Source organism: Pseudomonas sp. GL_139_B, assembly GCF_057834475.1.
Genome location: NZ_CM174403.1, coordinates 2,827,548 through 2,851,566, shown reverse-complemented (window position 1 = coordinate 2,851,566; position 24,019 = coordinate 2,827,548). Strand labels below are relative to the sequence as shown.

Here is a 24,019-nt window from a genome sequence, read left to right as displayed (position 1 = left end):
CTGTTTTCCTACAGCGGCAGACAAACGCGAAACAATGCGCCTTCGCCAATCCGGCTCTCGACGGTGATAGTGCCGCCATGGGCAGCGACAATCTGTTCCGAAATAAACAGCCCCAGCCCTAACCCCGCCACCACGGTTTTGGCCGAAACCCGTTCAAACTGCTGAAAAATACGTTTCTGGTTCTCTTCGCCGATACCGATACCGCGATCCTGGACTTCGACCCGCGCCTGGCCGTCCTGATTGTACACGCGAACGTCGATCGGACTGTGGGCGCCATAGCGCAATGCATTGGTCAGCAGATTGGAAATGACTTGCTCGATACGGAATTCGTCCCAGCTGCCGACCACCGGGTGCTCGGCCGTCAGCGTAACCGAAGACTCCGCGGCTTCGACCTGCGGCGCAAAGTTTTGCAGCAGGTTGCTGACCAATTGCACCAGATCAAATTGAGTGGGTCGGATCGACAGCTTGCCAGTGCGGATGCGGGACACGTCCAGCATGTCTTCGATCAAGCGGATCAGGCTTTTGATCTGCCGCTCATCGCGGTCGACCATGGCGTGCATCTTGTCTAGCGTGAACGCCGACGCGTTATCCCGGGCCAGGTGCATCTTGCGTAACTGGGTTTCAAGGATCAGGCCATTGAGCGGCGTGCGCACTTCGTGGGCGACGATCGACATGAAGTCATCGCGCATGCGCACCGCTTGTTCCAGTTCCAGCTGAGTGCGCTGCAGCTGTTTAAGTAACGCCTCTTGCTCGCGACGACTCTGCTCCAGCGCTTCAACTTGCTGCTTCATCGCCTTGCTCTGGCGATAAAGATCCACGAACACGTTGACCTTGCTCTTGACCGCCTGGATGTCCAGCGGCTTGTGCAGGAAGTCCACTGCGCCGCTTTCGTAGCCTTTGAATGCATAGTTCAACTCGCGACCGGCCGCACTGACAAACACGATCGGGATGTTCTTGGTTTTTTCCGTGCCGCGCATTAATTCGGCCAACTCGAAACCATTCATGCCCGGCATCTGCACATCGAGAATGGCCATGGCGAATTCGTGCTGCAACAACAGCGACAAGGCTTCGTCGGCAGACAACGCTTTGTAGACCAAACGATCTTCGCTTTTGATCAGCGCTTCAAGCGCCAACAGGTTCTCCGGCAGATCGTCGACGATCAGCAATTTAGCTTGGATGTTACTTAACATGCTATTCGTTCCAGCTCGACAAGCAGACGGCCGATGCCGCGGACGGTGAGGATATGATCAGGTTGCTGAATATCCAGTGCTGCCTGAGGCATGGTTGCGACCTGCGCCTCATTCGGGTCTTGCACAATGGTAAGGCCACCGCGACGTTTAACGTGGGAAAGGCCACGGGCACCGTCGCGATTGGCCCCCGTCAGTAACACGGCGGCCAAGGCTGAACCGTAGGCATCGGCAGCGGACTCGAAGAGGTAATCGATGGCGGGGCGCGAATGATGCACGCGATCTTCCAGGCTCAACGAGAAGCTGTGGTCTTGTTCCACCGACAAGTGATAACCGGGTGTGGCGAAATACAGCGTCCCGGCTTCGACCCGGGTTTTATCGGTCGCTTCGCGAACCGGCATCGAAACCCGGCGTGCAAACACCTCGGCCAACAGGCTGCGGCGCTCGTCGGGCAGGTGCAGCACCACAATGATCGGCAGTGTGAAGCCTTCACGCAGCGGGCCAAGAATAGTAAGCAACGCCTCCACTCCGCCGGCCGAAGCGCCGATCACGATAGCCTCGATTGAAGGAACATCTGCAACGTCGCTCATGATTTGCGGTAGATCCGTTCTTGTTTGACCAGCGGCTCGAACTGGTTGCCGAAGGCCGAAAAATCCGGGGTTTCCTTGCTGCCCAACACCAGGAATCCACGATGACACAGGGATTCATGGAACAACCCGAACGCACGATCTTGAAGATTTTTATTAAAGTAAATCAATACGTTACGACATGAAATTAATTGAGTTTCTGAGAAGACGCTGTCGGTCGCGAGGCTGTGATCGGCGAACGTCACGTTCTCACACAGGCTCTTGTCGAAAATCGCGTAACCATAAGCCGCCGTGTAGTAGTCGGCGAATGAACACTGGCCACCCGCCTGCTGATAGTTAGAAGTGTAGGCCCGGACATTTTCCATGGAGAAAATCCCTTGCTTGGCCTTGTCCAGCGAGCGCGGATTGATGTCAGTGGCATAAATGATGGTGCGGTCGAGCAAGCCTTCTTCGCGCAACAGAATGGCCATCGAATAGACCTCTTCGCCGGTACTGCACCCGGCAATCCAGATCTTGATCGATGGATAGGTCTTGAGCAGCGGCACTACTTCCTTGCGAATTGCCAGGAAGTGCGAAGGGTCGCGAAACATCTCACTGACCGGGATCGTCAGCAATTGCAGCAATTGCATGAACGCAGTCGGGTCGTGCAGCACCTTTTCTTGCAGGGCCGAGATGGTGTTGCACTCGAATTGAACCAGCGCATGATTCACCCGGCGCTTGATCGAAGCGCCGGAATAGTCGCGAAAGTCGTAGCTGTACTTGAGGTAAATCGCCTCAATCAACAAGCGCAGTTCGATTTCGCTGTTTCGCTCCACTGGATACATGCGTTCCACTAAATGCGTTCCATCTTCGGTAACCACACGCGAATCAGCGAGAACAGGCGATCCAGGTCGATGGGCTTGGCCAGGTAATCGTTGGAGCCGGCCTGCAAGCAGCGCTCCTGATCGTCCTTCATGGCCTTGGCCGTCACCGCAATGATCGGCAGCTTGCGCCAGCGCGGGTCCTTGCGGATCTCGATAGTGGCTTCGAAGCCATCCATCTCCGGCATCATCACGTCCATCAACACCAAATCGATGTCCTCGACTTCATTCAACCTTTCAATCGCCTCACGACCGTTTCGGCCGATAACCACGACTGCGCCCTTTTGCTCCAGCGCACTGGTGAGGGCGAAAATGTTCCGAACATCGTCATCCACCAGCAGCACCTTGCGACCCTCAAAGACCCTGTCGCGGCTGCGCGCGGTCTTGAGCATCCTCTGCCGTTCATGGGACAACTTCGATTCGACTTTGTGCAGAAAGAGTGTGACCTCATCCAGCAAACGCTCGGGCGAGCGTGCGCCCTTGATGATGATCGAGCGCGAATACTTGCGCAGTTCGGCCTCTTCATCGCGGGTCAGGTTACGCCCGGTGTAGACAATCACCGGCGGGAACGAGCAAATGTCTTCAGTGGACATGCGCTTGAGCAAGTCATTGCCGAGCATGTCCGGCAATTTCAGGTCGATGATCATGCAATCGAAAATCGTTGTTCGCAGTTGGTCCAGCGCGTCCTGAGCCAGGCCAACGGCGGTAATCTCAATGTCTTCATCGCCGATGAGGCGCGCAATGCTGTCGCGCTGTAGGTCGTCATCTTCCACCAACAGCACCCGTTTGACCTTCTGGGTCAGCTTAGCTTCGAGACGGGCGAACACATCCTTGAGTTCTTCGCGGGTGGTCGGCTTGACCGCGTAACCGATGGCGCCCATGTGCATCGCGGCTTCGAACCGGTCTTCCACCGAAATCACGTGAACCGGAATGTGCCGGGTTTCGGCGTGTTCCTTCAGGCGCTGCAACACGGTCAGTCCGGAATGATCCGGCAGGCGCATATCGAGCAAAATAGCGTCGGGAATAAACTCCTTGGCCAGGTCATAACCTTCGTCGGCACCGTGGGCGACCAGGCACTGATAGCCCAGCTCATGTGCAAGGTCGTAGAGAATGTGCGCAAAGTTGGGTTCATCTTCCACCACCAGAATACAGCGCGTCTTGAACGGCGTTTGGGTGCGGTCGTCGTTGAAGCGAGGAGTGTCCCCCTTGGCAATCAGCGGCACCCGCGCTGCCGGTGCCACGCGGTGAGTTGCCACCGGGGAGGCATTCATGGGTTCTACAAGCTCGTCGTCCGGCTCGACGTATTGCCGGGGCAAGACCAGGGTGAACACACTGCCCCGCCCCGGCTCACTGGTTACGCTGATCGAACCACCGAGCAACGCGGCCAGATCGCGTGAAATCGACAAGCCCAGCCCGGTGCCTCCATAGCGGCGGTTAGTCGTGCCGTCAGCCTGGCGGAAGGCTTCGAAAATGCTGTCCTGCTGATCCTCGGCGATGCCAATTCCGGAGTCGCGGATGATAAAGGCGACCCCCTCACTGGGCTGGGGTACCACGGTCAGGCTGACCGAGCCCCTCTCGGTGAACTTCACCGCGTTCGACAGCAGGTTTTTGATCACTTGTTCCAAGCGCTGGCGGTCAGTGAAGAGCATCTTCGGCGAACCGGGTTGCGACTCGACGTGAAAGGCGAGGTTTTTGTCAGTTGCCATCGGCTCGAACATCCCGCGCAAGCCGTCAACCAGACGTTCGACGCTGACATTTTCGGGATGCATCTCCAGCTTGCCGGCCTCGACCTTGGAAATATCAAGGATGTCGTTGATCAGATTGAGCAAGTCATTGCCGGCCGAATAGATCGACTCGGCAAACTTCACCTGCTCGGCCGTGAGGTTTTCCTGCGGGTTTTCAGCGAGCAATTTGGCCAGGATCAACGAACTGTTCAGCGGCGTGCGCAGCTCGTGGGACATGTTGGCGAGAAACTCGGACTTGTACTTGCTGGAGCGCTGTAATTCCAGGGCACGATCCTCAAGCTGCACTTGAGCCTGGTTCAGCTCGGTATTCTTCAGGTCCATGGCATCGCGTTGATCCGCCAGGATCTGCGCCTGTTCGGCGAGCTGCTCGTTTGTCTGTTCCAACTCGACCTGCTGGGTTTCGAGGTGCGCTTGGGACTCCTTGAGAATTCGCGACTGTTCTTCGAGTTCTTCGTTGGCGGTCTTGAGCTCTTCTTGCTGCACTTGCAGCTCTTCGTTGAGCTGCTGGGTTTCGCCCAATACTTCCTGCAAACGTTGGCGGTAACGCGCGGCTTCGATCGACGTGCCGATGTTGCCGGCAATCAATTCAAGCAACTCGATGTCACGATCACCCAACGGGCGCAGGAAACCCAGTTCGATCACGCCATTGACCCGGCCATCATCACTGGTCGGCACCACGAGCACGCTATGCGGCAGGCCTTCGCCCAGGCCGGAACTGACCTTGAAGTAATCGCTCGGCACGTCATCAAGACGGATCAGGCGAGCCTGGTTCGCGACCTGACCGACGATCCCTTCATCGCTGTAGATCTGCTGGTCGCGTTCTTCCTGCTCACGCGAAAAACCGTAAGAAGCAATACGCTTGAGGCCGCCATGGTCTTCGCGAACATAAATGGCGGCGACGGCAGTGCCCAAATACTGCGCGCAGAACTGCAAAATATTGCGGCCCAGTAGGTTGAGGCTCAGTTGCCCCAATACTTGCCCGGCCAGCTCGGTCTGGCCATTACGCAGCCAGGCTTGTTGTTCCAGACGCCGGGCGCTGGCTTGCTGCGCAGCCAGGTTGGCACTGTAGACTTGCGAAAGATTGAGCAGGTCGCGACGGCCAATGTAGGCCAGCAAGGCGCTGATACCGGCGATGAACAACAGGTACAGGCCGATGCTCCAAATCGTGGTACGGCGCACATCCTCGTTGCGCGTGGCACGCAACTGCTGCTCCATGTCGATCACGTCTTCGAACTGCTTGCGAATTTCATCCGTCAGACGCTTGCCACGTCCGGTCTTGACCGCGGCGCGGTAATCACCGCTGGTACGCTGCAAATCGATCATCGATTGCGCGTAGTTTGTCCAGTCGGTCTGCAACGCTTGCAGACGACGCACACGATCGGTCTGCGCCGGATTGTCGGCGGTGAGTTCGAGCAATGTATTGAGCGCAACCGTTATTCTTGGCTTGGCCGTCTCATAGGGATCAAGAAAGTGTTCGTCACCGGTCAGCAAATAACCGCGCATGCCTGTTTCCAGATCGACAGTCAGCTTGGAAGCCTCATTGGCGTTATTGATCACCCGATCGGTGTGCTCGACCCACTGGATCACCGACAACAAATAAGTGATCAGCGAGACAAAAAACACCGCACTAATGACGCCGACACCCAATGGCAGGCTGACGTTGCGGCTCAGGAGTTTGCGGAATCGTTGCTCGTCAACCGAAGACGCAGTGGTCATGGGAAGGCCTTGTCGAACTGTTCAAATTGAAGGAGTTTGCCCCAAAAAAGCCGGGTTGATCCAATTTTCTGCCGCGTATCACGGTAAATCCCCGCATTTAGCTGCGCGAGCGCAAAGGGAGCGGTTATCCTTGCTGTTTCTTGTAGCTGTTCTTTTTTGCACAGCGTTGGGAACTTGTCGGGATCCGCCACTTACTCATGCAAGAGCCCGGTGATTTTATCGACCGGCACCCTGAATTCATTCTTTGAGAGCTCCCACTATGTCCGCCGACGCATCCATCATATTAGTAGTCGAAGACGATGCCATTGTGCGCATGCTCATCGTTGACGTGCTGGAGGAGCTGGAGTTCAAAGTACTTGAGGCGGATGGCAGCGAAAAGGCGCTGGAATTTCTCAACGACGAGGACCAATACATCGATTTGATGATGACCGATGTCGGTTTACCGGTGATGGACGGTCGCGAACTGGCCGTTCAGGCAAGGATGCTGCGCCCTGAACTGCCGATCCTGTTCGCCAGTGGATATGCCGAAAGCATTGATGTGCCTGCGGGCATGCACGTGATCGGCAAACCGTTCTCGATCGATCAGCTACGCGACAAGGTCAAGTCCATGCTCGACAGCCAGGCCTAGTTCCTCGTTTCACCCTTCTCTACTATCCGCACCAAGGAATACCCATTAATGAGTCAGCCCCGCGCAACCAAAGTCCTGGTTATTGGTTACGTCTGGCCAGAACCGCGTTCTTCAGCGGCCAGTGGTCATGTGATGCAAATCCTTGATACGTTCTTGCAGCAAGGCTGGGACATCACCTTCAGCAGCCCGGCCGGCACCGGAGAACACCGGGCGGACCTGACGGCACTGGGTATTCGTGAAGTGGCAATCGAGTTGAACAACAGCAGCTTCGACACGTTCATCAGTGAGTTGGCGCCGGATATCGTCCTGTTCGATCAGTTCATGATGGAAGAACAATTCGGCTGGCGCGTTGAAAAACACTGTCCCGATGCGTTACGTGTGCTTGAGACGTCGGATTTGCAAAGCCTGCGCCATGCCCGGCATCAACGGCTTAAAGAGCGTTTGAAAGACCGCGATGACGCCAACGACTTCAGCAACTTGTTTGCCCCGGCGTTGCGTGAAGAGTTCGAATTGATGGCTGATACAGACTTGGCCAAACGTGAGATTGCCGCGCTGTATCGCTGCGACTTGAACCTGATGATCTCCGAAGTGGAAATCGAGTTACTGGTCGAGCAGTTCAAACTGCCGCGCAACTTGTTGCATTGGTGTCCCCTGATGGTCGATCTGCCGAGTGCGCCGCCAGTAGCGTTTGCAGACCGCGCGCATTTTTTGAGTATCGGCAACTTTCGCCACGCGCCGAACTGGGATGCAGTGCTCTGGATGAAAACGGCCATCTGGCCGCTGATTCGCGAGCAACTGCCCACGGCGCAGTTGCATATCTACGGCGCATACACGCCACCCAAGGCCACCGCACTTCATAACCCGGCGCAAGGCTTTCATGTGATGAACTGGGCTGAAGACGCCTTGCAAGTGATGTCGGCAGCACGGGTGTGTCTGGCACCGCTGCGGTTCGGGGCAGGCATCAAAGGCAAGATCGTCGACGCCATGATTTGTGGCACTCCGAATGTCACGACGCCGATTGGCGCAGAAGCCATGCACGGCGCACAAGCGTGGCCGGGGGCGGTGGCCATTACGGCCGAGGCATTCGCCGATAATGCGGTACACCTCTATAAAGACGAAACCCGGTGGTTGCAGGCGCAAACGTCAGGGTTTGAATTATTGAGCACTCGTTACCAGTCGGCTACACACGGTCCCGCATTGATTGCCAGACTCAATGATTGCCGGCAACATCTTTGCGCTATCCGAAGAGACAACTTCACCGGCAGCATGCTGCGTCATCACCAGCACAAAAGCACTCAATATATGTCGCAGTGGATCGAAGCCAAGAACAGACATAAAGAAGATACCTGAGTATTAAACAACCGCTTTATACCCATACACTTTTAGCATCAAGCCTTATTTGGATGTCGCCTCTCATTAAGTTATAAGTATTTGCCATCGCTCAGCACGTTACGACCAACAACCTGAGCGACAACCTCCGCAAAATATTTATTACCCATGCAAGGACGCCCTATGAGTAATACCCATCTAAACATCCTGTCAAACCCCATCTATGACAGAGTGGATTTCACACTCAGACGCTGGATGAGCGACACTCCGACTATTGACAACCTGTCGTTTGCCAACTTGGTATTTCCCGGCGCACACAATGCCGGCGTAGATAAAAAAGCGTCCTATGCAGCACCGGGTGTAAGTCACTGGGCAGCCTGTCAAAGCAATAGCTTTTACTATCAATTGACCCAAGGAGCGCGCGCACTCGACTTGAGGCTGGAGTATGAGGTTTCCCCAAAAGGCGTCCCTACGTTCTGGTTCCATCACAACGGCTTTCGCTCGTCCCGTTCGCTGGAAAACCTGGTGACGGGCGTGATCCGCTTTCTTCAGGAGAACCCCGACGAATTCATCTTGCTGGATTTTCACGAGTTGTCATCCGACAAACTACCTTTCAATTTCAAGGAATTGAACAGGTTTCTGCTGACACATTTGGGAAACCGGATAATCCCCTACAGCAACGCTTTCCTGACGCTTGGACAACTTAAGCAAGCCAGCTACGCGCAGAGAGTGCTGGTGGCAACCGAGCGTCATTCGGACATGGACTCCTCGTGGTTTTGTCGAAAAATCGAGCACAAGTGGAGTGGTATTGCGACCACCAGCATTAGTGAACTGACCACGCATATCACGCAGGTCATGAAGTACCCGCCTCGCGGGTTGCCATGGTCGCTTTCCGCCACCAGTTACAGTGCCTTGGGCGGCCCGGTGAACATCAGGCAGCAGCTGGACGACTGGTTTGATCCCGCTGGCCGGGACTGGGTCCTGAAAAGCAGCATTATTAATGCAGATTTTTTTGAGACTTCGAAACTGGTGCAACATTGTCGGACAGCAAATGTGATTAAAGCGAACAACGACGTTTAAAGCGTGCCAATCAGGCATGGTTTGAACGCGCCATACATTCGCCATATTTATAAATTTGTTTCAGGCGCTGGCAACCACGAGATTGTCTTCTATTGTTGTTCTACCGATCGCACTTCCCCCACGGACGGGAAAAAACTACAAACAGGACTGAAAATGACAAGACACACAAAAGGGAATTTGGATAAACATAAATGGATAAGCAACACCCTCGACATCAATCGCCTGAAACTGACCGATATCGTCTGGCCCTGCACTCATAACGCCGGCATGGACAAACAGGCACCCAACTATGACGTGCTTATTGGTAACTGGACTACCTGTCAGAACGACTCGTTCGCCTGGCAACTTGCGAAGGGTGCAAGAGCGTTTGATATCCGTCTCGGTTATACCCAGGGTCACGATCAACCGATTTTCTATTTCCATCATAACGGCTACCAATCGCACCGCGTCCTCGAGGAATTGATCAGTGCCGTCACAACGTTTCTCGATCAAAATCCGGATGAGTTCATCGTTTTAGACTTCCACCAGCTGGGAGACGGAACCAAACCCTTTGACTATCAGAAACTGAATGACCTTCTGGTCAGTCGACTTGGTCAGCGGATCATTGCGCCTGCCCTTGCCACAAGCACAGTGGGTGAACTCAAGCGTCTCAGTGCGAGCCGCAGGATAGTGCTGGCAGCGCCGATGGTTCCGGGGCTGAACGACAACTACTTCTGGCCGCGCATCCCGCACAAGTGGAACGCAGCCCGTTTCACTGACGCCGACGACCTGAAACGCCATATCGTCAGCACACTCGAAAATGCACCTTACGAAACGTTCCTGTGGTCGTTGTCAGCGACTAGCTATGCGTTTCTGGGCGGCCCCCAGGACATCAAGAACTACATCAACGACTGGTTCAACCCGTCCCGGGACTGGGTAACGCGCTGCAGCATTATCAATATCGATTTCTTCGACGAGTCAGAAATCGTGCGCTACTGCTGGATGGCCACGAGCATGAAAGCCGTTTACGGTCGCGCCTTGCATGATCGGGCGGCGACATCTTGATGCCATGGGGCGCATTGCACGCTGGTATTCCAAGCGTGGATAGATGCATGATCGCGCCCCTCGCAGCACGCCGATGAGTGCTATCGACAGCATGTAGCAACCCTTTAAAGAGCGAACAATTATGTATCTGGTGTGTGGCGAAGCGCTGTTCGATTTCTTCAGCGAAGATGATGCCAGCGGACTGGCATCAAAAGTGAATTTCAAGGCCATTGCCGGCGGTTCGCCGTTCAATGTCGCGGTCGGTCTGCGCCGTTTAGGCGTGGACGCGGCGTTGTTTGCCGGGCTGTCCACCGACTACCTCGGCCGGCGCTTACAACAAGTGCTGAACGATGAAGGCGTGCGCACGGATTTTCTGGTGGACTTCGCCGCCCCCACCACATTGGCGATGGTTGCAGTGGGCGCCAATGGTTCGCCGCATTACAGCTTTCGCGGTGAAGGCTGCGCGGATCGTCAGTTGAAACCGGAACACCTGCCGGAATTGGGGCCTGAAGTGCGCGGTCTGCACGTTGGTTCGTTCTCGTTGGTAGTGCAACCGATTGCCGATACGTTACTCGCGCTGCTGCAGCGCGAAAGCGGCAAACGCCTGATCAGCCTCGACCCGAATGTGCGACTCAATCCTGAACCGAATATCGACCTATGGCGTTCGCGTATTGCGACGCTGGTGGAATACGCCGACCTGATCAAAGTCAGCGATGAGGATTTGAGCCTGTTGTTTCCCGAGGAAGACCCGCAGCGCGTAATCGAAGGCTGGCTGCAGCATCGCTGTCAGCTGGTATTCCTGACCCGTGGTGGTGAAGGAGCGACAGTGTTTAGCCGAGTTCACGGTTCGTGGTCGGTGCCGGCCAGTTCGGTGAAGATCGCCGACACGGTGGGGGCTGGCGATACGTTTCAAGCGGCGTTGATTACCTGGTTGACCGAACATCAGCTGGATTCGGTGGAAGGTGTGCAATCGCTGAGCCGCGAACACATCGACGGCATGTTGAAGTTTGCGGTGCAAGCGGCGGCGTTGACGTGCAGCAAGACCGGGCCGGATTTGCCTTATCGGCGGCAGTTGGATCTTCGCTAAATGTGAGGCCAAGGCAAAATCCAGCGCCTGCGAGCGCTGGATTTTTTATAAAGGTCAGGCGTCAGACCGGCGCCTTCCACCCCATCATCCGTTGCTGAGCCACCGCCAACAGGTCATACCCATCCTGTGCCAGCAGATAGAGCGCGTGAGTAATGTGCGGAATATCCTGAACATCGCCGTGCTTGAAGCATTGGCAATGAAGGGTTTCAAGTAGTTGGCTGGAGGCGCGTACTCGCTGTAACGCGGCTTCGAGGATGTCGTGGGGATTGGCTTCGGTGTCGATCACTAAAGGACTTGAATCGGTAACGCCGCTGTTGAGTGAACGATAGCGATCTGAAAAAGGTTTAAACGTTGGCATAGTCATTACTCGATGGTTAATAAGTAACGCCAGCACCGTGACCAAACGATGGGAGGCGGCTGTGTACAGGCTTGGTCAACCGAAACCATCAAATCGGTTCGCCCGAGGGCGTCCAGCACACAGCCGCCATTGCAACGCTCTACGAGGACGTGGATGTCCGCAGGGCGAATGATGGCACACAAATGTGAGATGGCATCAGGTGACCAAACCCGATCGCTGATTTTGCAGCGAACCCCAACAGTAATCCCCATCACCCAACAGGCGAAAGTCGACAAGTCACCTGACCCTGTAGGACCAAGCCGAAGATGCCGTAGAGGCTTTCCTAACGAAACATCCGACAGACGTTTCTCCTGTCGCGACAGGCGGCATTCAGCCGGGTTAACCCTCTCTTAATGTTAAGGTCCAAAATTCTACTGGACCGCACGCCTTCAGACGATTCTGACGCCCAGTGCGGCAGGTTCGACGTTTTATCGTCGAACTGATTTTCCGCCTGCACTGGAGATCGTCACATGAACACTCGCCTGTTGCTTATTGCCTCTGCCCTCGCCTGCACCGCGTTTACCGGACTTGCCCAGGCCTACGACAAGTCCGCGTCCACGTCCACATCTACTTCCAATGCCACGCCATACCACTACGGCATGCAGCTGAACGTGGACAAAGTCGTGTCGCTGACAGAACCGGCGACTGATGAATGCAAGGTGGTTGTCGCCGAAATGAAGTACATCGATACGTCCGGCAAGCCTGAAGAAATTAGTTACAGCAAGCTTTCGGACGCCTGCAATTTTTATTACAACTGACTGAAACGTCTGATTCGGAACCGGACGGTTTTACTGTGAGGGTTCTGGCGTTATGCTTGAGCGCCTCCCTCACTGCCGCAAGGATTCGCTATGCAGTTGTCGTTTCGTACGTTGTCGATGTTCACCGCCGCCCTGTGTTTAGCACTGGCACTGGTCTGGGGCTTGATGCCTGACTGGCTGCTGGCGATTTGGGGTATCGAGTTTTCCTCGACGGCAGGTTTTGTTGCGCGCCGCTGCGCTGTGTTGTTCGCGGCGTTGGGATTGATCTTCTATTGGGTTCGAAACGAGCCGCCGTCCGTGATTCGCAATGCACTGAGCAGTGGTTGTATGGTCGGGTGCTTTGGTCTGGCCGCACTGGGTTTCGGCGAATGGCTCAATGGCCATGCCGGACCTGGCATTTTGCTTGCGGTGCTGGCGGAACTGGCGCTGGGCCTGGGTTTTCTTCAGACCCGGCGCGTGTCGGTAGAATTCGAAACCGTTGGTTAAATCGCTTTACGCACCCACGGATGAGATAAGACCACTGGATCCTGTTTGGTGCGTAGACCTGCGATCAATTCGTTGATTTCCCGACAGCCATTCAGTGTCGAGGCATCAATTCCGGACACGTGCAGATCAAGCAGATCGGTTTGACCGTCTGCATACACTTTTACTGTCATTAATAAGTCCGGAGACAGCGTGCATTGGCAGCGTTTAGGCAAAAAACTGCTTTCGATGATGTTGCGAAGTTCCAAGGCAGAAAGAAACATGGCGACCCTCTCCTTTGTGAGATTGCCAATCAATGATCGATGCTGGCTCATATGCAGTCCGGCCAGCTTAAGAACAGACAAAGCATAAAACATGCCTGGAATTTCGCCGTGCAGCTCATCGGAAAATCAATGGCTTAGCGCCTGGACTGAGAAACACTACCGTGCAATCTGCAAGAAGAGCCCAGAACAGCGTTGCAAAGCGCGGGTTTGCATTAGCGCCTGAGCGCAGTAAGAATGGCGCCACGAATTGATTACAAGCAAGGAGGCATCATGGGTTCTTTGAACTTTATTACGACTATTGGATTAACGGTTGCCGGCCTTTCGAGCATCGCTCACGCCGCAACCCTTGAAACCATCGCGCCCTTCCCCAAGCCTGAAAGCGGTTTTACCCGCCAGGTCATCCACCTCGCTGCGCAAACCAAAGAAGATGACTTTCAAGTCGAAATCCTCGCCGGCAAGACCCTGACCGTGGACTGCAATCGCCCACGTCTGGGCGGGATGCTCGAAGAGAAAAACCTGGAAGGCTGGGGCTACCCGTTCTACCGACTGGAAAAAGTCATCGGCCCGATGAGCACACTGATGGCCTGCCCCGATGGCACAAGCAAAAAAGACTTTGTACCCGTGGTCGGCGACGGCTTCTTGCTGCGTTACAACAGCAAGCTGCCGATTGTGCTTTACGTGCCAAAAGACATCGAAGTCCGCTACCGGATCTGGTCGGCGTCGAGCAAGGTCGAGAAGGCCGTTCAGGAATAGCTTCACCCCGTCTTACGCAGGCGCGCAGCTTAACGCCGCGCGTTCGGCCACGTGGCGCAAGCTGTCGAAATTGATGTTAGCCCCGGAGTCGATGGCCACCAGCGTCTGGCCATAGGCACCGGTTTGCGCTACGTATTTTTTGATCCCCGCCACCGCGAGCGCACCCGATGGTTCGGTGATCGAGCGGGTATCGTCGTAGATGTTCTTGATGGCGGCGCAAAGTTCGTCGTTACTGACCGTCAATACGTCATCAACGCAAAACCGGCAGACTTCGAATCCGTAAGCGCCCATCTGCGCCACCGCCACGCCATCGGCGAAGGTGCCAACGTTCGGCAGGACAACGCGCTCACCCGCTTGGAGCGCTGCCGCCAAACACGCCGAATGTTCTGACTCGACGCCGATGATGCGCACTTCAGGTCGCAGGTATTTGACGTACGCGGCGATACCGGCGATCAAACCTCCACCGCCTACCGGCACAAAGATCGCGTCGAGCGGGCCTTGATGCTGGCGCAGGATTTCCATCGCCACGGTGCCCTGCCCGGCAATCACTTCCGGATCGTCGAAGGGAGAAACAAAGGTGCTCCCGGTTTGTTCGGCCAGGCTCAACGCATAGTCGAGGGCGAATGGAAAACTCTCGCCGTGCAGCACCGCCTCCGCCCCGCGACTTCGAACCCCGAGCACTTTCAGTTCCGGCGTGGTACGCGGCATGACGATGGTCGCGACAATCCCTAACGTTTTCGCTGCCAGCGCCACACCCTGGGCATGATTGCCCGCCGACGCGGTGATCACGCCGCGCGCCTTTTGCTCATTACTGAGTTGCACCAGTTTGTTGTAGGCGCCGCGAATCTTGAAGGAGAACGTCGGTTGCAAGTCCTCACGCTTGAGCAGGATCTGATTGCCCAACGCCTCGGAAAGCGCCGGCGCCACTTGCAACGGCGTGCGCACCGCCAGTTCATACACCGGTGCGGCGAGGATCTTTTTTACGTAGTGCCCAAGCAAGGTTTGCTGGGCGAGCGTGCTGGTCATGGTCGTCTCCTGGCTGTGTTCCGGGCGCTGGAGACAGAAAGTAAAAACCCGCCTCTAGGGCGGGTTGGGTGCTGCAGTCGTGAGCTAGCCCGCCAAATAAGGAATGGCGGTAATAATGCTTGGCTGGCAGCGCAATACGGTGGAAGTCATGGCTGGAAATTAGCCTTGAGCGGATGGTAAGTCAATGGCCAATTTTCATTGGCTTGATTGTGTCCTTGTCTACCTTAATGTCTGTGGTTTGCGGGAGCGAAAGTGGTGTTCTTGAGATAGCTATCGCGAGCAGGCTCACTCCTACAGTTGATCCTTGTCATATACATAATCAACGTCAGCTTGCGCAGCAGGTTATTCATGCTGTTGCTCATCAGGTTGCCCCGGGCGTCGATCAGCCCGGAGAACACCGTGGAGTAGATTTCCGCCTGTTTGTAGCACTGGTTGTTTTCAATGATCAGGTCATCGATCAGGCTGATGGCCTCGGCGCTGAAGTGTTCCTTGGCCGCGTGGTTGCGCAGCCGCGTCAGGACCGCGCCGTTGCTGTGAATCGCGTTAATGTAATAGATCAGACTCTCGCTGAGGTTGAACATCTGGATCAAGTGCTGGTTTTGCATCGACGCGTTGCATTTTTGCTGCAATTGCCGGGCAACCAGCTTGATCACTTTCAGGTGACCCAAATAGTGATGGATGTTGTTGAACAGCAAATCCAGCAGTACATCCAGCGGCGGATTCAATCGCTGCCGGGGGCCGAGCCCGTGTAATGGGGAATCGTCGGTGGCGATGACCAGCAGACGGTGCTCGGAAAACAACAAACCACACGACGACACCTCAAACGCCAGGCTGCCGGCGTCGGAATAATTTTCCGAGCGTTTCCAGATCAGGAACAAATTGTCGTAATGAAACTCGATGCGCGATACCTCGTCCGGGTCGAGGGCCGAAGCCAACGCGTGTTCATCGAGTTTGAAATGGCTGTGCAGCAGATCCCGTTCGGCCGCGTCAGGGTTGATGAACAGCATCACTTCGGCGTCCAGCCGTTCGATGGATTGCAAGACGCCGTGGGTCAGTAGCAGTTGCTGCGACGCATCGAATCCTGTGCACGGGAACACGATTGTGCCTACGTGCGACTGGAGGTGCGCATGGATAATCCGGGGGCGATTGCCCTTTATGAGCGCAATGGTTACCGGCGTTTCGAGCTGATTCATGACTATTACCAGGACCAAGCCGATGCGTTGCGTCTGGAGAAACGCATCCTTGAGCACCGTGATTCAAGAAACATCAAAGTGCCGTATTACCCGCAGACCACCGATTTCACCTGCGGTCCGGCCTGCCTGCTGATGGCCATGGGTGCGCTGCAAAATGACCGCAAGCTGGAACGCCGCGAAGAGCTGCAAATCTGGCGCGAGGCGACGACCGTGTTCATGACCTCAGCTCACGGCGGTTGCAGCCCGCAAGGCCTGGCGTTGGCCGCATGGAATCGCGGATTTGGCGTGCGTCTGCAACTGAGCATGACGGGGCCGTTGTTTCTCGATGGGGTGCGTGACGAGCATAAAAAAGACGTCATGCGCCTGGTGCACGAAGAGTTCACCGCGCAGTTGCAACATACCGAAGTCGAACAGGTCATCGGTGGCCCACTGGACCTGCCACGTTTGCTGAACGACGGTGGCCAACCACTGGTGTTGATCAGCAGCTATCGGCTGACCCGCTCAAAATCACCGCACTGGGTTGTCGTCACTGATTGCGATGAGGAGTTCGTTTACCTGCATGACCCGGATGTCGACCACAGCCAGCATCGCCAACCTATGGACTGCCAGCACTTGCCAGTGAGCCACGGGGCGTTCGAGAAGATGAGTAGCTTTGGTCGGGGCAAGTTGCGGGCGGCGGTGATTCTCTATCCCAACGTTGAATCGTCCTTGTAGCAGCTGGCGGAGCCTGCGGCTACAGGGGCCGCGCGGCGACTGAGGTTACTTCAGGCCAACCTTGTACAGTGCGCCGTCGTCTTCATCGGTCAGTACATACAAATACCCATCCGGGCCTTGCCGCACATCGCGAATCCGGGCCTTCAGCTCACCGAGCAAACGTTCTTCGTGAACGACTTTATCGCCATCAAACTGCAAGCGGATCAACTCCTGGCTCACCAGCGCGCCGATAAACACGTTGTGCTGCCAGGCCCTGAATCGATCACCGTCATAGAACGCCATTCCGCTCAGGCCCGGGGACTTTTCCCAGACATGGTGCGGTGCCACAGTGCCTTGGGCGGTCTTGCCCTTGGCTTCGGGGATCGGCTGGCCAGAATAGTTGATGCCATGGGTTGCCAGTGGCCAGCCGTAATTTTTACCGCGCTCGATGATATTCAGCTCATCGCCACCTTGAGGCCCGTGTTCGTTCTCCCAGAGCACACCGGTCCACGGATTGAGCGCAGCGCCTTGCGGGTTACGCTGGCCATAGGACCAGATTTCCGGGCGCACGCCGGCTTGACCGACAAAGGGGTTGTCGTCCGGCACTTTGCCGTCCGGGTAGATCCGTACGACTTTGCCTTGCAGCTTGTCGAGGTCCTGGGCCGTAGGCCGGTCATTGTTTTCGCCGAGGGTGATGAACAGATAACCGTCGCGATCAAACACCAGTCGCGACCCGAAGTGGTTGCCGACAGAGAGCTTCGGTTCCTGGCGGAAGATCACCTGGAAGTCCTTGAGGGTTTTCAGGTCTTCGGACAATTGCCCCCGGCCGACCGCCGTGCCCGCCTTGTCACCCGCGCCGCCGCCTTCGGCATACGACAGATACACCGTACGGTCTTGCCTGAAGTCCGGGGACAGCACCACGTCCAGCAAGCCGCCCTGCCCTTTGGCCCAGACCTTCGGCACACCATCAATCGGGGCGGACAGTGTGCCGTCAACACCGACGACACGCAGGTTTCCCGCCCGCTCGGTGACCAACATGCCCTTGCGGTCCGGCAGGAACGCGAGCGACCACGGGTGCTCCAGCCCCTTGGTGATCGTAGCGACCTCGAGAGTACCCTGTTCGCTATTCAGTTCCTGGACCGGCGCGGCGAAAACGGGCGTTGCAGCGGTGATCAGTGCGCAAGCACACAAGGTAACGAACACGGTTTTACGAAACATGCGTGATTCCTTTTGTCGCTCCGGCTCAACGGGTGCCGGCATCTCGCGGAGGTGGATTGGGAATGAATGTCGGTGAGCTGGCGGGAGCCGATTGGCCTTGGGGATAACGATTGCCGATGCCGCCGTTTTCCAAGGTCGGAGGGCGCGGTACCGGCACGGTATTTGGCCCGCGCATGGCCGGGGCGCTGGATTGCGTGCCTTGCATGCTGTTCGGGTTGGCGCGGTGAATAGGGCTGTTGTAAGGATTGCTCGAAGCCCCCGTCGGGCTTTGGGCCAGCAGCAACAATGGCGATGCGTGCGCCAGACTGCCCAGCAACCCACTCAGCGCCAGTACGGTGCAGACGAGCACATATCTGTTCATGGGAGAGCCTCTCTACGTGGATAGAGTCTTCTATAGCACGCTACGCCCGGGGTTCGGATTTGTTAACTAAAACCTCTTTCATAAGGTGTAACACGAGACGACCACCCCGCTAGACAGTGGCCCACAACCGGCTGAAACTTTTGCGCCGGGGCACAGGTCACTTGATCATCACTTGCGAGAAGACGACCATGGCACGGGCAATCTGGAAAGGCGCAATCAGTTTCGGGCTGGTGCATATCCCTGTGGCGCTGGTGTCGGCGACGTCTTCCCAAGGGGTGGATTTCGACTGGCTCGACAGCCGCAGCATGGAGCCGGTCGGGTACAAACGCGTCAACAAGGTCACCGGCAAGGAAGTCACCAAGGAGCATATCGTCAAAGGTGTGCAGTACGAAAAGGGTCGGTACGTGGTCCTCAGCGAAGACGAAATCAAGTCGGCGCACCCGTTGTCCACGCAAACCATCGACATTTTTTCGTTTGTCGACAGTGAGCAAATCCCCTTGCAAAACATTGACACGCCCTACTACCTAGCCCCGGATAAACGGGGCGGCAAGGTATACGCGCTATTGCGCGAAACGTTGAGCAAAACCAATAAAGTCGCACTCGCCCATGTTGTGTTGCACACACGCCAGCACCTGGCAGCGTTGATGCCGCTGGAATCGGCGATGGTGTTGGTGATGTTGCGCTGGCCGGCGGAAGTGCGCAGCCTCGATACGCTTGAGTTGGGCAGCGAAGTGACCAAGCCCGAACTGGCCAAAGGCGAACTCGACATGGCCAAGCGTCTGGTGCAAGACATGAGCGCCGACTGGAAACCCGAAGACTACCGCGACAGTTTTGAAGACAAGATCATGGCGCTGGTCGAGAAAAAGGCCAATGAAGGCAAGATTGAGGACGTCGAGACGGCGACAGGTGAAGAGGAACGCAAAACGGCGGACGTGATCGACTTGACCGAGTTGCTCAAACGCAGCCTGGGCAACAAAGGCGCCGGGAAAGCCAAACCGGCAGCACAGAAAAAAGCCACGAAGACTTCTCGGGGCTAGTTGATGTTTTTGTGGTGAGTGTAAGGGCCCTATCGCGAGCAAGCTCACTCCTGCATTTGATTTGCGGCGTACACAAATTAAATGCAGGAGTGAGCCTGCTCGCGATCGCTTAATCCGCCACAACGCATCATTCAGATCAGCACAAACACCGCCAGTAACCCACCCAAAATCGCCCACTTCTGAAAATAGTAAAGTTGACGATTACGCTTCTTCAGCGCTTTGCCCCGCAGGCGAATTTTGTAGACTCTGGCGAACAAACGGTTAATGCCACCCGTCCTGTCAACCTTTTCGTTCGGCGCCCCTGCCGCCGACATCACGTTACGGCTGAACCAGTGATTGAACGCCGCCGCCCAGCGGTATTTCATCGGACGCTCGACGTCACAGAACAGAACAGAATGAGTCGGTTCTGTTGCGTGGTATTTTGCGCGTAATGAATGAAAGTTTCGTCGAACATCACCGCTTCGCCATCGCGCCAGTGGTAGTGCTCGCCGTCGACATTGATGTAGCAACCAACTTCGTTTGGTGTTTCCAGGCCCAAGTGATAACGGTAGGAGCCGGCATAAGGATCACGGTGCCGGACCAGTCTGGAACCAGGCGGCAGTTCGGCGAACATCGCCGCCTTGATCGAGCCGATGCCTTGCACCAATTCAGTGGTGCGCGGGCAGAGCTTCATCGCAGAAGGATGACTGTCGCCGTACCACTTCAGGTAAAACCGCTTCCAGCCCGTTTTGAAGAACGAGTTGAAGCCGACGTCGTTATATTGATCCGAACGTTTGATGTCCCCCGCCTTCAGCAGATTCTGGCCTTCGGCACGGATTTCTTCCCAATGTTTCTGCAACGGGCTCAGATCAGGGAAGTCCGCAGGATTGAGATAGGGCTTGTTGGGGATTTTCGAAAACAAATAAAGGAAGCAATTGAGCGGTGCCAGAAACGTCGAGTGATCACTCAATTGGCGGCCCAGCTTGTGGCGCACCTGACCGCGCAGGTGGACGTACGCAATAGAGACAACGTAAATAAAGGCAATGATCAGTTTCACAGAAATCGTCACACGTCAGTAGTGAACACACTGCCTTCCCTGCCAGCCTGTCGGCCAATGGTTTTGTGCAGCGTCTGATAACAAAACAGCCGGCCAGGTAGCGCGCTCGTTGAGCCTGCACCGACTGTCGGCATCGTGTTGAAAAATCGCATTTTAGCCACTGCTTGTAACAAATAGTTAGCTTCAAGATGTGAAAATCTGTTCGCGGATACCGTCAATGCGATCGCGTGGTCTCAATGCCCTATCGTTTAAAGAGCCAGACCAGTACAATCGCCGCCAAACATTACGCGCCCCCCTTGGTTGATGACGGGATTGAACCCTGTCTCAGCGCACTTCGACTCGGGCCAAGCGCTCCATATGCTGCTGTCCACTTATTGCCAGATGGACCTTCCGCTTCTGACCGGGATGCATTTCCCGTGGTTTGAATACCGGAAACGGGTACTGAATCGGTACTGCCGCAACCCTAGCTACTCTGAATGCTTCGCAGGAAAAACCTTTGATCTCTACAGCTAACATCACGATGCAGTTCGGCGCCAAGCCGCTATTCGAAAACGTTTCGGTCAAATTCGGCGCGGGCAACCGCTACGGCCTGATCGGCGCCAACGGTTGCGGCAAGTCGACTTTCATGAAAATCCTCGGTGGCGACCTTGAGCCTTCCGGTGGCCAGGTCATGCTCGAGCCGAACGTACGTCTGGGTAAATTGCGCCAGGACCAGTTCGCCTACGAAGAATTCACCGTAATCGATACCGTGATCATGGGTCACGAAGAGCTGTGGAAGGTCAAGGCTGAGCGGGATCGCATCTACTCGCTGCCGGAAATGACCGAAGAAGACGGCATGGCCGTGGCCGAGCTGGAAACCGAATTCGCTGAAATGGACGGCTACACCGCCGAATCCCGTGCCGGTGAATTGCTGCTGGGCCTGGGTATTGGCATCGAGCAACACTTTGGCCCGATGAGCGAAGTGTCTCCAGGCTGGAAACTGCGCGTATTGCTGGCGCAGGCGCTGTTCTCCGACCCTGAAGTGCTGTTGCTTGACGAACCGACCAACCACCTGGACATCAACACCATTCGCTGGCTGGAAAACATTCTGACCCAGCGCTCCAGCCTGATGATCATCATCTCTCACGACCGTCACTTCCTGAACAGCGTGTGCACCCACATGGCTGACCTGGATTACGGCGAACTGCGTCTGTTCCCGGGCAACTACGACGAATACATGACCGTGGCGACCCAGTCCCGCGAGCAACTGCTGTCGGACAACGCCAAGAAGAAGGCGCAAATCTCGGAATTGCAATCGTTCGTCAGCCGTTTCTCGGCCAACGCCTCGAAAGCCAAGCAGGCCACGTCCCGCGCCAAGGCGATCGACAAGATCCAGCTGGCCGAGGTCAAGCCTTCGAGCCGTGTGAGCCCGTTCATCCGTTTCGAACAAACCAAGAAGCTGCACCGTCAAGCCGTCATCGTCGAGCGCATGGCCAAAGGCTTCGACGGCAAGACTCTGTTCAAGGACTTCAGCTTCCAGGTTGAAGCCGGCGAGCGCGTTGCGATCATCGGCCCGAACGGTATCGGTAAAACCACCCTGCTGCGCACCCTGGTCAACGAACTGACCCCGGATGCCGGTACTGTGAAGTGGACCGACGCCGCCGAACTGGGCTACTACGCCCAGGACCACGCGCACGACTTCGAAGACGACTGCAACCTGTTCGACTGGATGGGTCAGTGGACTCAGGGTGGCGAGCAAATCGTTCGCGGCACCCTCGGGCGCATGCTGTTCTCCAACGACGAGATCCTCAAGTCGGTCAAGGTCATCTCCGGTGGTGAGCAAGGCCGCATGCTGTTCGGCAAGCTGATCTTGCAAAAGCCGAACGTGCTGATCATGGATGAACCGACCAACCACTTGGACATGGAATCCATCGAGGCGCTGAACCTGGCGCTGGAGAACTACCCGGGCACGCTAATCTTCGTCAGCCACGACCGTGAGTTCGTATCGTCGTTGGCTACCCGCATTATCGAACTCAGCCCTAGCGGCGTGATCGACTTCAGCGGCACCTATGATGATTACCTGCGTAGCCAGGGCGTAGTGTTCTAAGCGTTCGCAATAAATGAAAAGCCCTGTCCTGGTGACGGGGCTTTTTGCATTTCAGGGCTGAATATTTTTCGGTGCAGAGGGCCTCTTCGCGGGCAAGCCTCGCCCCTACAGGATTTGCGTCGTGCGCAATTGTTGTGGACGACTTTGATCCCGTAGGAGCGAGGCTTGCCCGCGAAGGAGCCCTCAGACACAACAAATATAGTTAGCCTGCTTTCTTTTATTTCACACCCAAGCCATGATGCAGCTCTTCCACCGCCGCCCGCGAACGAGCCCTCATGTCTGCGCAGCAACACCCTCCACAAAGCTCCCTGGCGATCACCCTGCAGATCGTCTCCATCGTTTTTTATACCTTTATTGCCTTCCTTTGCATCGGCCTGCCGATTGCAGTGTTGCCGGGCTATGTTCATGAGCAACTGGGCTTCAGCGCGATCATCGCGGGGCTGACCATTGGCTCGCAATACCTGGCCACCCTGCTCAGCCGCCCCATGGCCGGGCGCATGTCGGACAGCATCGGTACCAAGCGGGCGATTATTTACGGGTTGACAGGGATTGTGCTGAGCGGCGTATTGACGTTGCTTTCGACGTTGTTGCAAAGCGTACCGCTATTCAGTCTATTGGTCCTGATAGCCGGTCGCTTGTTGCTTGGGATCGCCCAGGGACTGATCGGTGTCGGCACCATCAGTTGGTGCATGGGCCAGGTCGGCGCGGAGCACACCGCCCGCTCCATCTCCTGGAACGGCATTGCGTCTTACGGTGCCATCGCCATCGGTGCGCCGCTGGGCGTGGTGATGGTCTCCGAGTATGGCTTCGCCAGCTTGGGCATAGCATTGTCGCTGTTGGCGCTTGTCGCGCTGCTGCTGATCCGCAACAAACCTTCAGTGCCGGTGGTTCGGGGCGAGCGGCTGCCATTTTGGGCAGTATTCGGGCGCATTGCACCGTTTGGGGCCAGCCTGAGCCTGGCCTCCATCGGTTATGGCACGCTGACCACCTTTATTACCCTGTATTACGTTAGCCGTGGCTGGGCCGGCGCCGCGTATTGCCTGACCGTTTTCGGCGTCTGCTTTATTTTGGCGCGACTGCTGTTCATCTCCAGTATCCGCCGTTTCGGCGGATTTACTTCGGCCATTGCCTGCATGAGCATCGAAACCGCGGGCCTGGTGCTGCTATGGCTGGCCCCATCGACCGGCTATGCGTTGATCGGCGCAGGCCTGACCGGTTTTGGCTTGTCGCTCGTCTATCCGGCTCTGGGTGTTGAAGCGATCAAACAGATACCCAATTCCAGTCGCGGTGCAGGCTTGAGTGCCTATGCGGTGTTTTTTGATTTGGCACTGGCAATTGCCGGGCCGTTGATGGGCGCGGTGGCGTTGAACCTGGGGTATACGTGGATCTTCTTTAGTGCGGCGTTGTTGTCGGTGGCTGGGTTAGCGCTGACCCTGTTACTCAAACGCCGCGCGATGGCCTGATAACCCCCGC

At 56.1% G+C, this 24,019-nt stretch carries 20 protein-coding genes and 3 pseudogenes; 12 read left to right on the top strand and 11 right to left on the bottom strand.

Features of this window, described 5'->3' with window-relative positions:
* Window positions 1-8 precede the first annotated feature (8 nt).
* Genes AC3ISI_RS13115 through AC3ISI_RS13100 form a run of 4 tightly spaced genes read right to left on the bottom strand, consistent with a single transcriptional unit; the run spans window position 9 to window position 6,095 of the window.
* Window positions 9-1,190, bottom strand: coding sequence for a hybrid sensor histidine kinase/response regulator (locus AC3ISI_RS13115; RefSeq protein WP_489337339.1), 1,182 nt, complete (start codon window positions 1,188-1,190; stop codon window positions 9-11).
* On the bottom strand, window positions 1,184-1,777 hold the full coding sequence (locus AC3ISI_RS13110) for a chemotaxis protein CheB (protein ID WP_489337338.1): 594 nt from the start codon (window positions 1,775-1,777) through the stop codon (window positions 1,184-1,186). The genes AC3ISI_RS13115 and AC3ISI_RS13110 overlap by 7 nt, the downstream gene beginning before the upstream one ends.
* Complete coding sequence (locus AC3ISI_RS13105; protein ID WP_489337337.1) at window positions 1,774-2,607, bottom strand: CheR family methyltransferase; 834 nt, start codon at window positions 2,605-2,607, stop codon at window positions 1,774-1,776. Before AC3ISI_RS13105 ends, AC3ISI_RS13110 begins: the two co-directional genes overlap by 4 nt.
* Window positions 2,607-6,095, bottom strand: coding sequence for a response regulator (locus AC3ISI_RS13100; protein ID WP_489337336.1), 3,489 nt, complete (start codon window positions 6,093-6,095; stop codon window positions 2,607-2,609). Before AC3ISI_RS13100 ends, AC3ISI_RS13105 begins: the two co-directional genes overlap by 1 nt.
* Before the next feature lie 259 nt (window positions 6,096-6,354).
* Here AC3ISI_RS13100 and AC3ISI_RS13095 point away from each other — a divergent pair, with 259 nt between their 5' ends.
* The 5 genes from AC3ISI_RS13095 (at window position 6,355) to AC3ISI_RS13075 (ending at window position 11,242) form a co-directional block, all read left to right on the top strand.
* The gene (locus AC3ISI_RS13095; protein WP_489337335.1) at window positions 6,355-6,723 is read left to right on the top strand and encodes a response regulator; all 369 of its coding nucleotides are present in this window, start codon (window positions 6,355-6,357) and stop codon (window positions 6,721-6,723) included.
* A gap of 48 nt (window positions 6,724-6,771) precedes the next feature.
* Entirely contained in the window at window positions 6,772-8,073 is a 1,302-nt protein-coding gene (locus tag AC3ISI_RS13090; RefSeq protein WP_489337334.1) for a glycosyltransferase, read from the top strand.
* A 162-nt stretch (window positions 8,074-8,235) separates the two neighbouring features.
* Window positions 8,236-9,132 (top strand): phosphatidylinositol-specific phospholipase C domain-containing protein, encoded by an 897-nt coding sequence (locus AC3ISI_RS13085; protein ID WP_489337333.1) that lies wholly within the window; start codon window positions 8,236-8,238, stop codon window positions 9,130-9,132.
* 153 nt (window positions 9,133-9,285) lie between these two features.
* Complete coding sequence (locus AC3ISI_RS13080) at window positions 9,286-10,176, top strand: phosphatidylinositol-specific phospholipase C domain-containing protein (RefSeq protein ID WP_489337706.1); 891 nt, start codon at window positions 9,286-9,288, stop codon at window positions 10,174-10,176.
* Window positions 10,177-10,297: 121 nt separating this feature from the next.
* Window positions 10,298-11,242 (top strand): carbohydrate kinase family protein, encoded by a 945-nt coding sequence (locus AC3ISI_RS13075; RefSeq protein WP_489337332.1) that lies wholly within the window; start codon window positions 10,298-10,300, stop codon window positions 11,240-11,242.
* A gap of 61 nt (window positions 11,243-11,303) precedes the next feature.
* Here the strand turns inward: AC3ISI_RS13075 and AC3ISI_RS13070 are convergent, their stop codons facing one another.
* A complete protein-coding gene (locus AC3ISI_RS13070; RefSeq protein ID WP_489337331.1) occupies window positions 11,304-11,600 on the bottom strand; it encodes a hypothetical protein in 297 nt (98 codons plus the stop codon).
* Window positions 11,601-12,109: 509 nt separating this feature from the next.
* Here AC3ISI_RS13070 and AC3ISI_RS13065 point away from each other — a divergent pair.
* Window positions 12,110-12,397, top strand: a complete 288-nt coding sequence (locus AC3ISI_RS13065) for a DUF2790 domain-containing protein (RefSeq protein ID WP_489337330.1) — start codon at window positions 12,110-12,112, stop codon at window positions 12,395-12,397.
* Between the two features lie 90 nt (window positions 12,398-12,487).
* Entirely contained in the window at window positions 12,488-12,883 is a 396-nt protein-coding gene (locus AC3ISI_RS13060) for a hypothetical protein (protein ID WP_489337329.1), read from the top strand.
* Here AC3ISI_RS13060 and AC3ISI_RS13055 read toward each other — a convergent pair.
* Entirely contained in the window at window positions 12,880-13,143 is a 264-nt protein-coding gene (locus AC3ISI_RS13055) for a DUF1652 domain-containing protein (RefSeq protein ID WP_489337328.1), read from the bottom strand. The two genes, AC3ISI_RS13060 and AC3ISI_RS13055, sit on opposite strands and share 4 nt — an antisense overlap.
* Window positions 13,144-13,413: 270 nt before the next feature.
* Between AC3ISI_RS13055 and eco the strand changes: the two genes are divergently transcribed.
* Window positions 13,414-13,896: a serine protease inhibitor ecotin gene (gene eco, locus AC3ISI_RS13050; protein ID WP_489337327.1), complete on the top strand. Its 483-nt coding sequence runs from the start codon at window positions 13,414-13,416 to the stop codon at window positions 13,894-13,896.
* A gap of 30 nt (window positions 13,897-13,926) precedes the next feature.
* Here the strand turns inward: eco and ilvA are convergent.
* Both ilvA and AC3ISI_RS13040 read right to left on the bottom strand, forming a co-directional pair.
* Window positions 13,927-14,922, bottom strand: a pseudogene (gene ilvA / locus AC3ISI_RS13045) (threonine ammonia-lyase, biosynthetic); the annotation flags it as partial.
* Between the two features lie 224 nt (window positions 14,923-15,146).
* Complete coding sequence (locus AC3ISI_RS13040; protein ID WP_489337704.1) at window positions 15,147-15,983, bottom strand: magnesium transporter CorA family protein; 837 nt, start codon at window positions 15,981-15,983, stop codon at window positions 15,147-15,149.
* On the opposite strand from AC3ISI_RS13040, the pseudogene AC3ISI_RS13035 reads away from it, so the two are divergent.
* Window positions 15,981-16,829, top strand: a pseudogene (locus AC3ISI_RS13035) (GNAT family N-acetyltransferase/peptidase C39 family protein); the annotation flags it as partial. The gene AC3ISI_RS13040 and the pseudogene AC3ISI_RS13035 overlap by 3 nt on opposite strands.
* 45 nt (window positions 16,830-16,874) lie before the next feature.
* Here the strand turns inward: AC3ISI_RS13035 and AC3ISI_RS13030 are convergent.
* Together AC3ISI_RS13030 and AC3ISI_RS13025 are read right to left on the bottom strand one after the other, a co-directional pair.
* Window positions 16,875-18,026 carry a PQQ-dependent sugar dehydrogenase gene (locus AC3ISI_RS13030; protein ID WP_489337326.1) on the bottom strand — a complete coding sequence of 384 codons (1,152 nt, stop codon included), beginning with the start codon at window positions 18,024-18,026 and terminating at the stop codon, window positions 16,875-16,877.
* Window positions 18,027-18,051: 25 nt separating this feature from the next.
* Window positions 18,052-18,387: a hypothetical protein gene (locus tag AC3ISI_RS13025; RefSeq protein ID WP_489337325.1), complete on the bottom strand. Its 336-nt coding sequence runs from the start codon at window positions 18,385-18,387 to the stop codon at window positions 18,052-18,054.
* Between the two features lie 188 nt (window positions 18,388-18,575).
* On the opposite strand from AC3ISI_RS13025, the gene ku reads away from it, so the two are divergent.
* Window positions 18,576-19,424: a non-homologous end joining protein Ku gene (gene ku, locus AC3ISI_RS13020; protein ID WP_489337324.1), complete on the top strand. Its 849-nt coding sequence runs from the start codon at window positions 18,576-18,578 to the stop codon at window positions 19,422-19,424.
* Between the two features lie 131 nt (window positions 19,425-19,555).
* On the opposite strand, the pseudogene lpxO reads toward ku, so the two are convergent.
* Window positions 19,556-20,460 (bottom strand): annotated as a pseudogene (lpxO, locus tag AC3ISI_RS13015) (lipid A hydroxylase LpxO).
* A gap of 496 nt (window positions 20,461-20,956) precedes the next feature.
* On the opposite strand from lpxO, the gene AC3ISI_RS13010 reads away from it, so the two are divergent.
* Both AC3ISI_RS13010 and AC3ISI_RS13005 read left to right on the top strand, forming a co-directional pair.
* Complete coding sequence (locus tag AC3ISI_RS13010; protein WP_080943075.1) at window positions 20,957-22,546, top strand: ABC-F family ATPase; 1,590 nt, start codon at window positions 20,957-20,959, stop codon at window positions 22,544-22,546.
* A gap of 275 nt (window positions 22,547-22,821) precedes the next feature.
* On the top strand, window positions 22,822-24,009 hold the full coding sequence (locus tag AC3ISI_RS13005) for an MFS transporter (protein ID WP_489337323.1): 1,188 nt from the start codon (window positions 22,822-22,824) through the stop codon (window positions 24,007-24,009).
* Window positions 24,010-24,019: the final 10 nt, after the last annotated feature.

Bases quoted from the DNA above. Each gene is read 5' to 3' on its own strand.
- ku (WP_489337324.1), top strand. From the start codon at position 18,576: ATGGCACGGGCAATCTGGAAAGGCGCAATCAGTTTCGGGCTGGTGCAT.
- AC3ISI_RS13030 (WP_489337326.1), bottom strand. From the start codon at position 18,026: ATGTTTCGTAAAACCGTGTTCGTTACCTTGTGTGCTTGCGCACTGATC.
- AC3ISI_RS13075 (WP_489337332.1), top strand. From the start codon at position 10,298: ATGTATCTGGTGTGTGGCGAAGCGCTGTTCGATTTCTTCAGCGAAGAT.
- AC3ISI_RS13115 (WP_489337339.1), bottom strand. From the start codon at position 1,190: ATGTTAAGTAACATCCAAGCTAAATTGCTGATCGTCGACGATCTGCCG.
- AC3ISI_RS13100 (WP_489337336.1), bottom strand. From the start codon at position 6,095: ATGACCACTGCGTCTTCGGTTGACGAGCAACGATTCCGCAAACTCCTG.
- AC3ISI_RS13080 (WP_489337706.1), top strand. From the start codon at position 9,286: ATGACAAGACACACAAAAGGGAATTTGGATAAACATAAATGGATAAGC.
- AC3ISI_RS13095 (WP_489337335.1), top strand. From the start codon at position 6,355: ATGTCCGCCGACGCATCCATCATATTAGTAGTCGAAGACGATGCCATT.
- eco (WP_489337327.1), top strand. From the start codon at position 13,414: ATGGGTTCTTTGAACTTTATTACGACTATTGGATTAACGGTTGCCGGC.
- AC3ISI_RS13110 (WP_489337338.1), bottom strand. From the start codon at position 1,777: ATGAGCGACGTTGCAGATGTTCCTTCAATCGAGGCTATCGTGATCGGC.
- AC3ISI_RS13090 (WP_489337334.1), top strand. From the start codon at position 6,772: ATGAGTCAGCCCCGCGCAACCAAAGTCCTGGTTATTGGTTACGTCTGG.
- AC3ISI_RS13005 (WP_489337323.1), top strand. From the start codon at position 22,822: ATGTCTGCGCAGCAACACCCTCCACAAAGCTCCCTGGCGATCACCCTG.
- AC3ISI_RS13065 (WP_489337330.1), top strand. From the start codon at position 12,110: ATGAACACTCGCCTGTTGCTTATTGCCTCTGCCCTCGCCTGCACCGCG.
- AC3ISI_RS13070 (WP_489337331.1), bottom strand. From the start codon at position 11,600: ATGCCAACGTTTAAACCTTTTTCAGATCGCTATCGTTCACTCAACAGC.
- AC3ISI_RS13055 (WP_489337328.1), bottom strand. From the start codon at position 13,143: ATGTTTCTTTCTGCCTTGGAACTTCGCAACATCATCGAAAGCAGTTTT.
- AC3ISI_RS13025 (WP_489337325.1), bottom strand. From the start codon at position 18,387: ATGAACAGATATGTGCTCGTCTGCACCGTACTGGCGCTGAGTGGGTTG.
- AC3ISI_RS13060 (WP_489337329.1), top strand. From the start codon at position 12,488: ATGCAGTTGTCGTTTCGTACGTTGTCGATGTTCACCGCCGCCCTGTGT.
- AC3ISI_RS13085 (WP_489337333.1), top strand. From the start codon at position 8,236: ATGAGTAATACCCATCTAAACATCCTGTCAAACCCCATCTATGACAGA.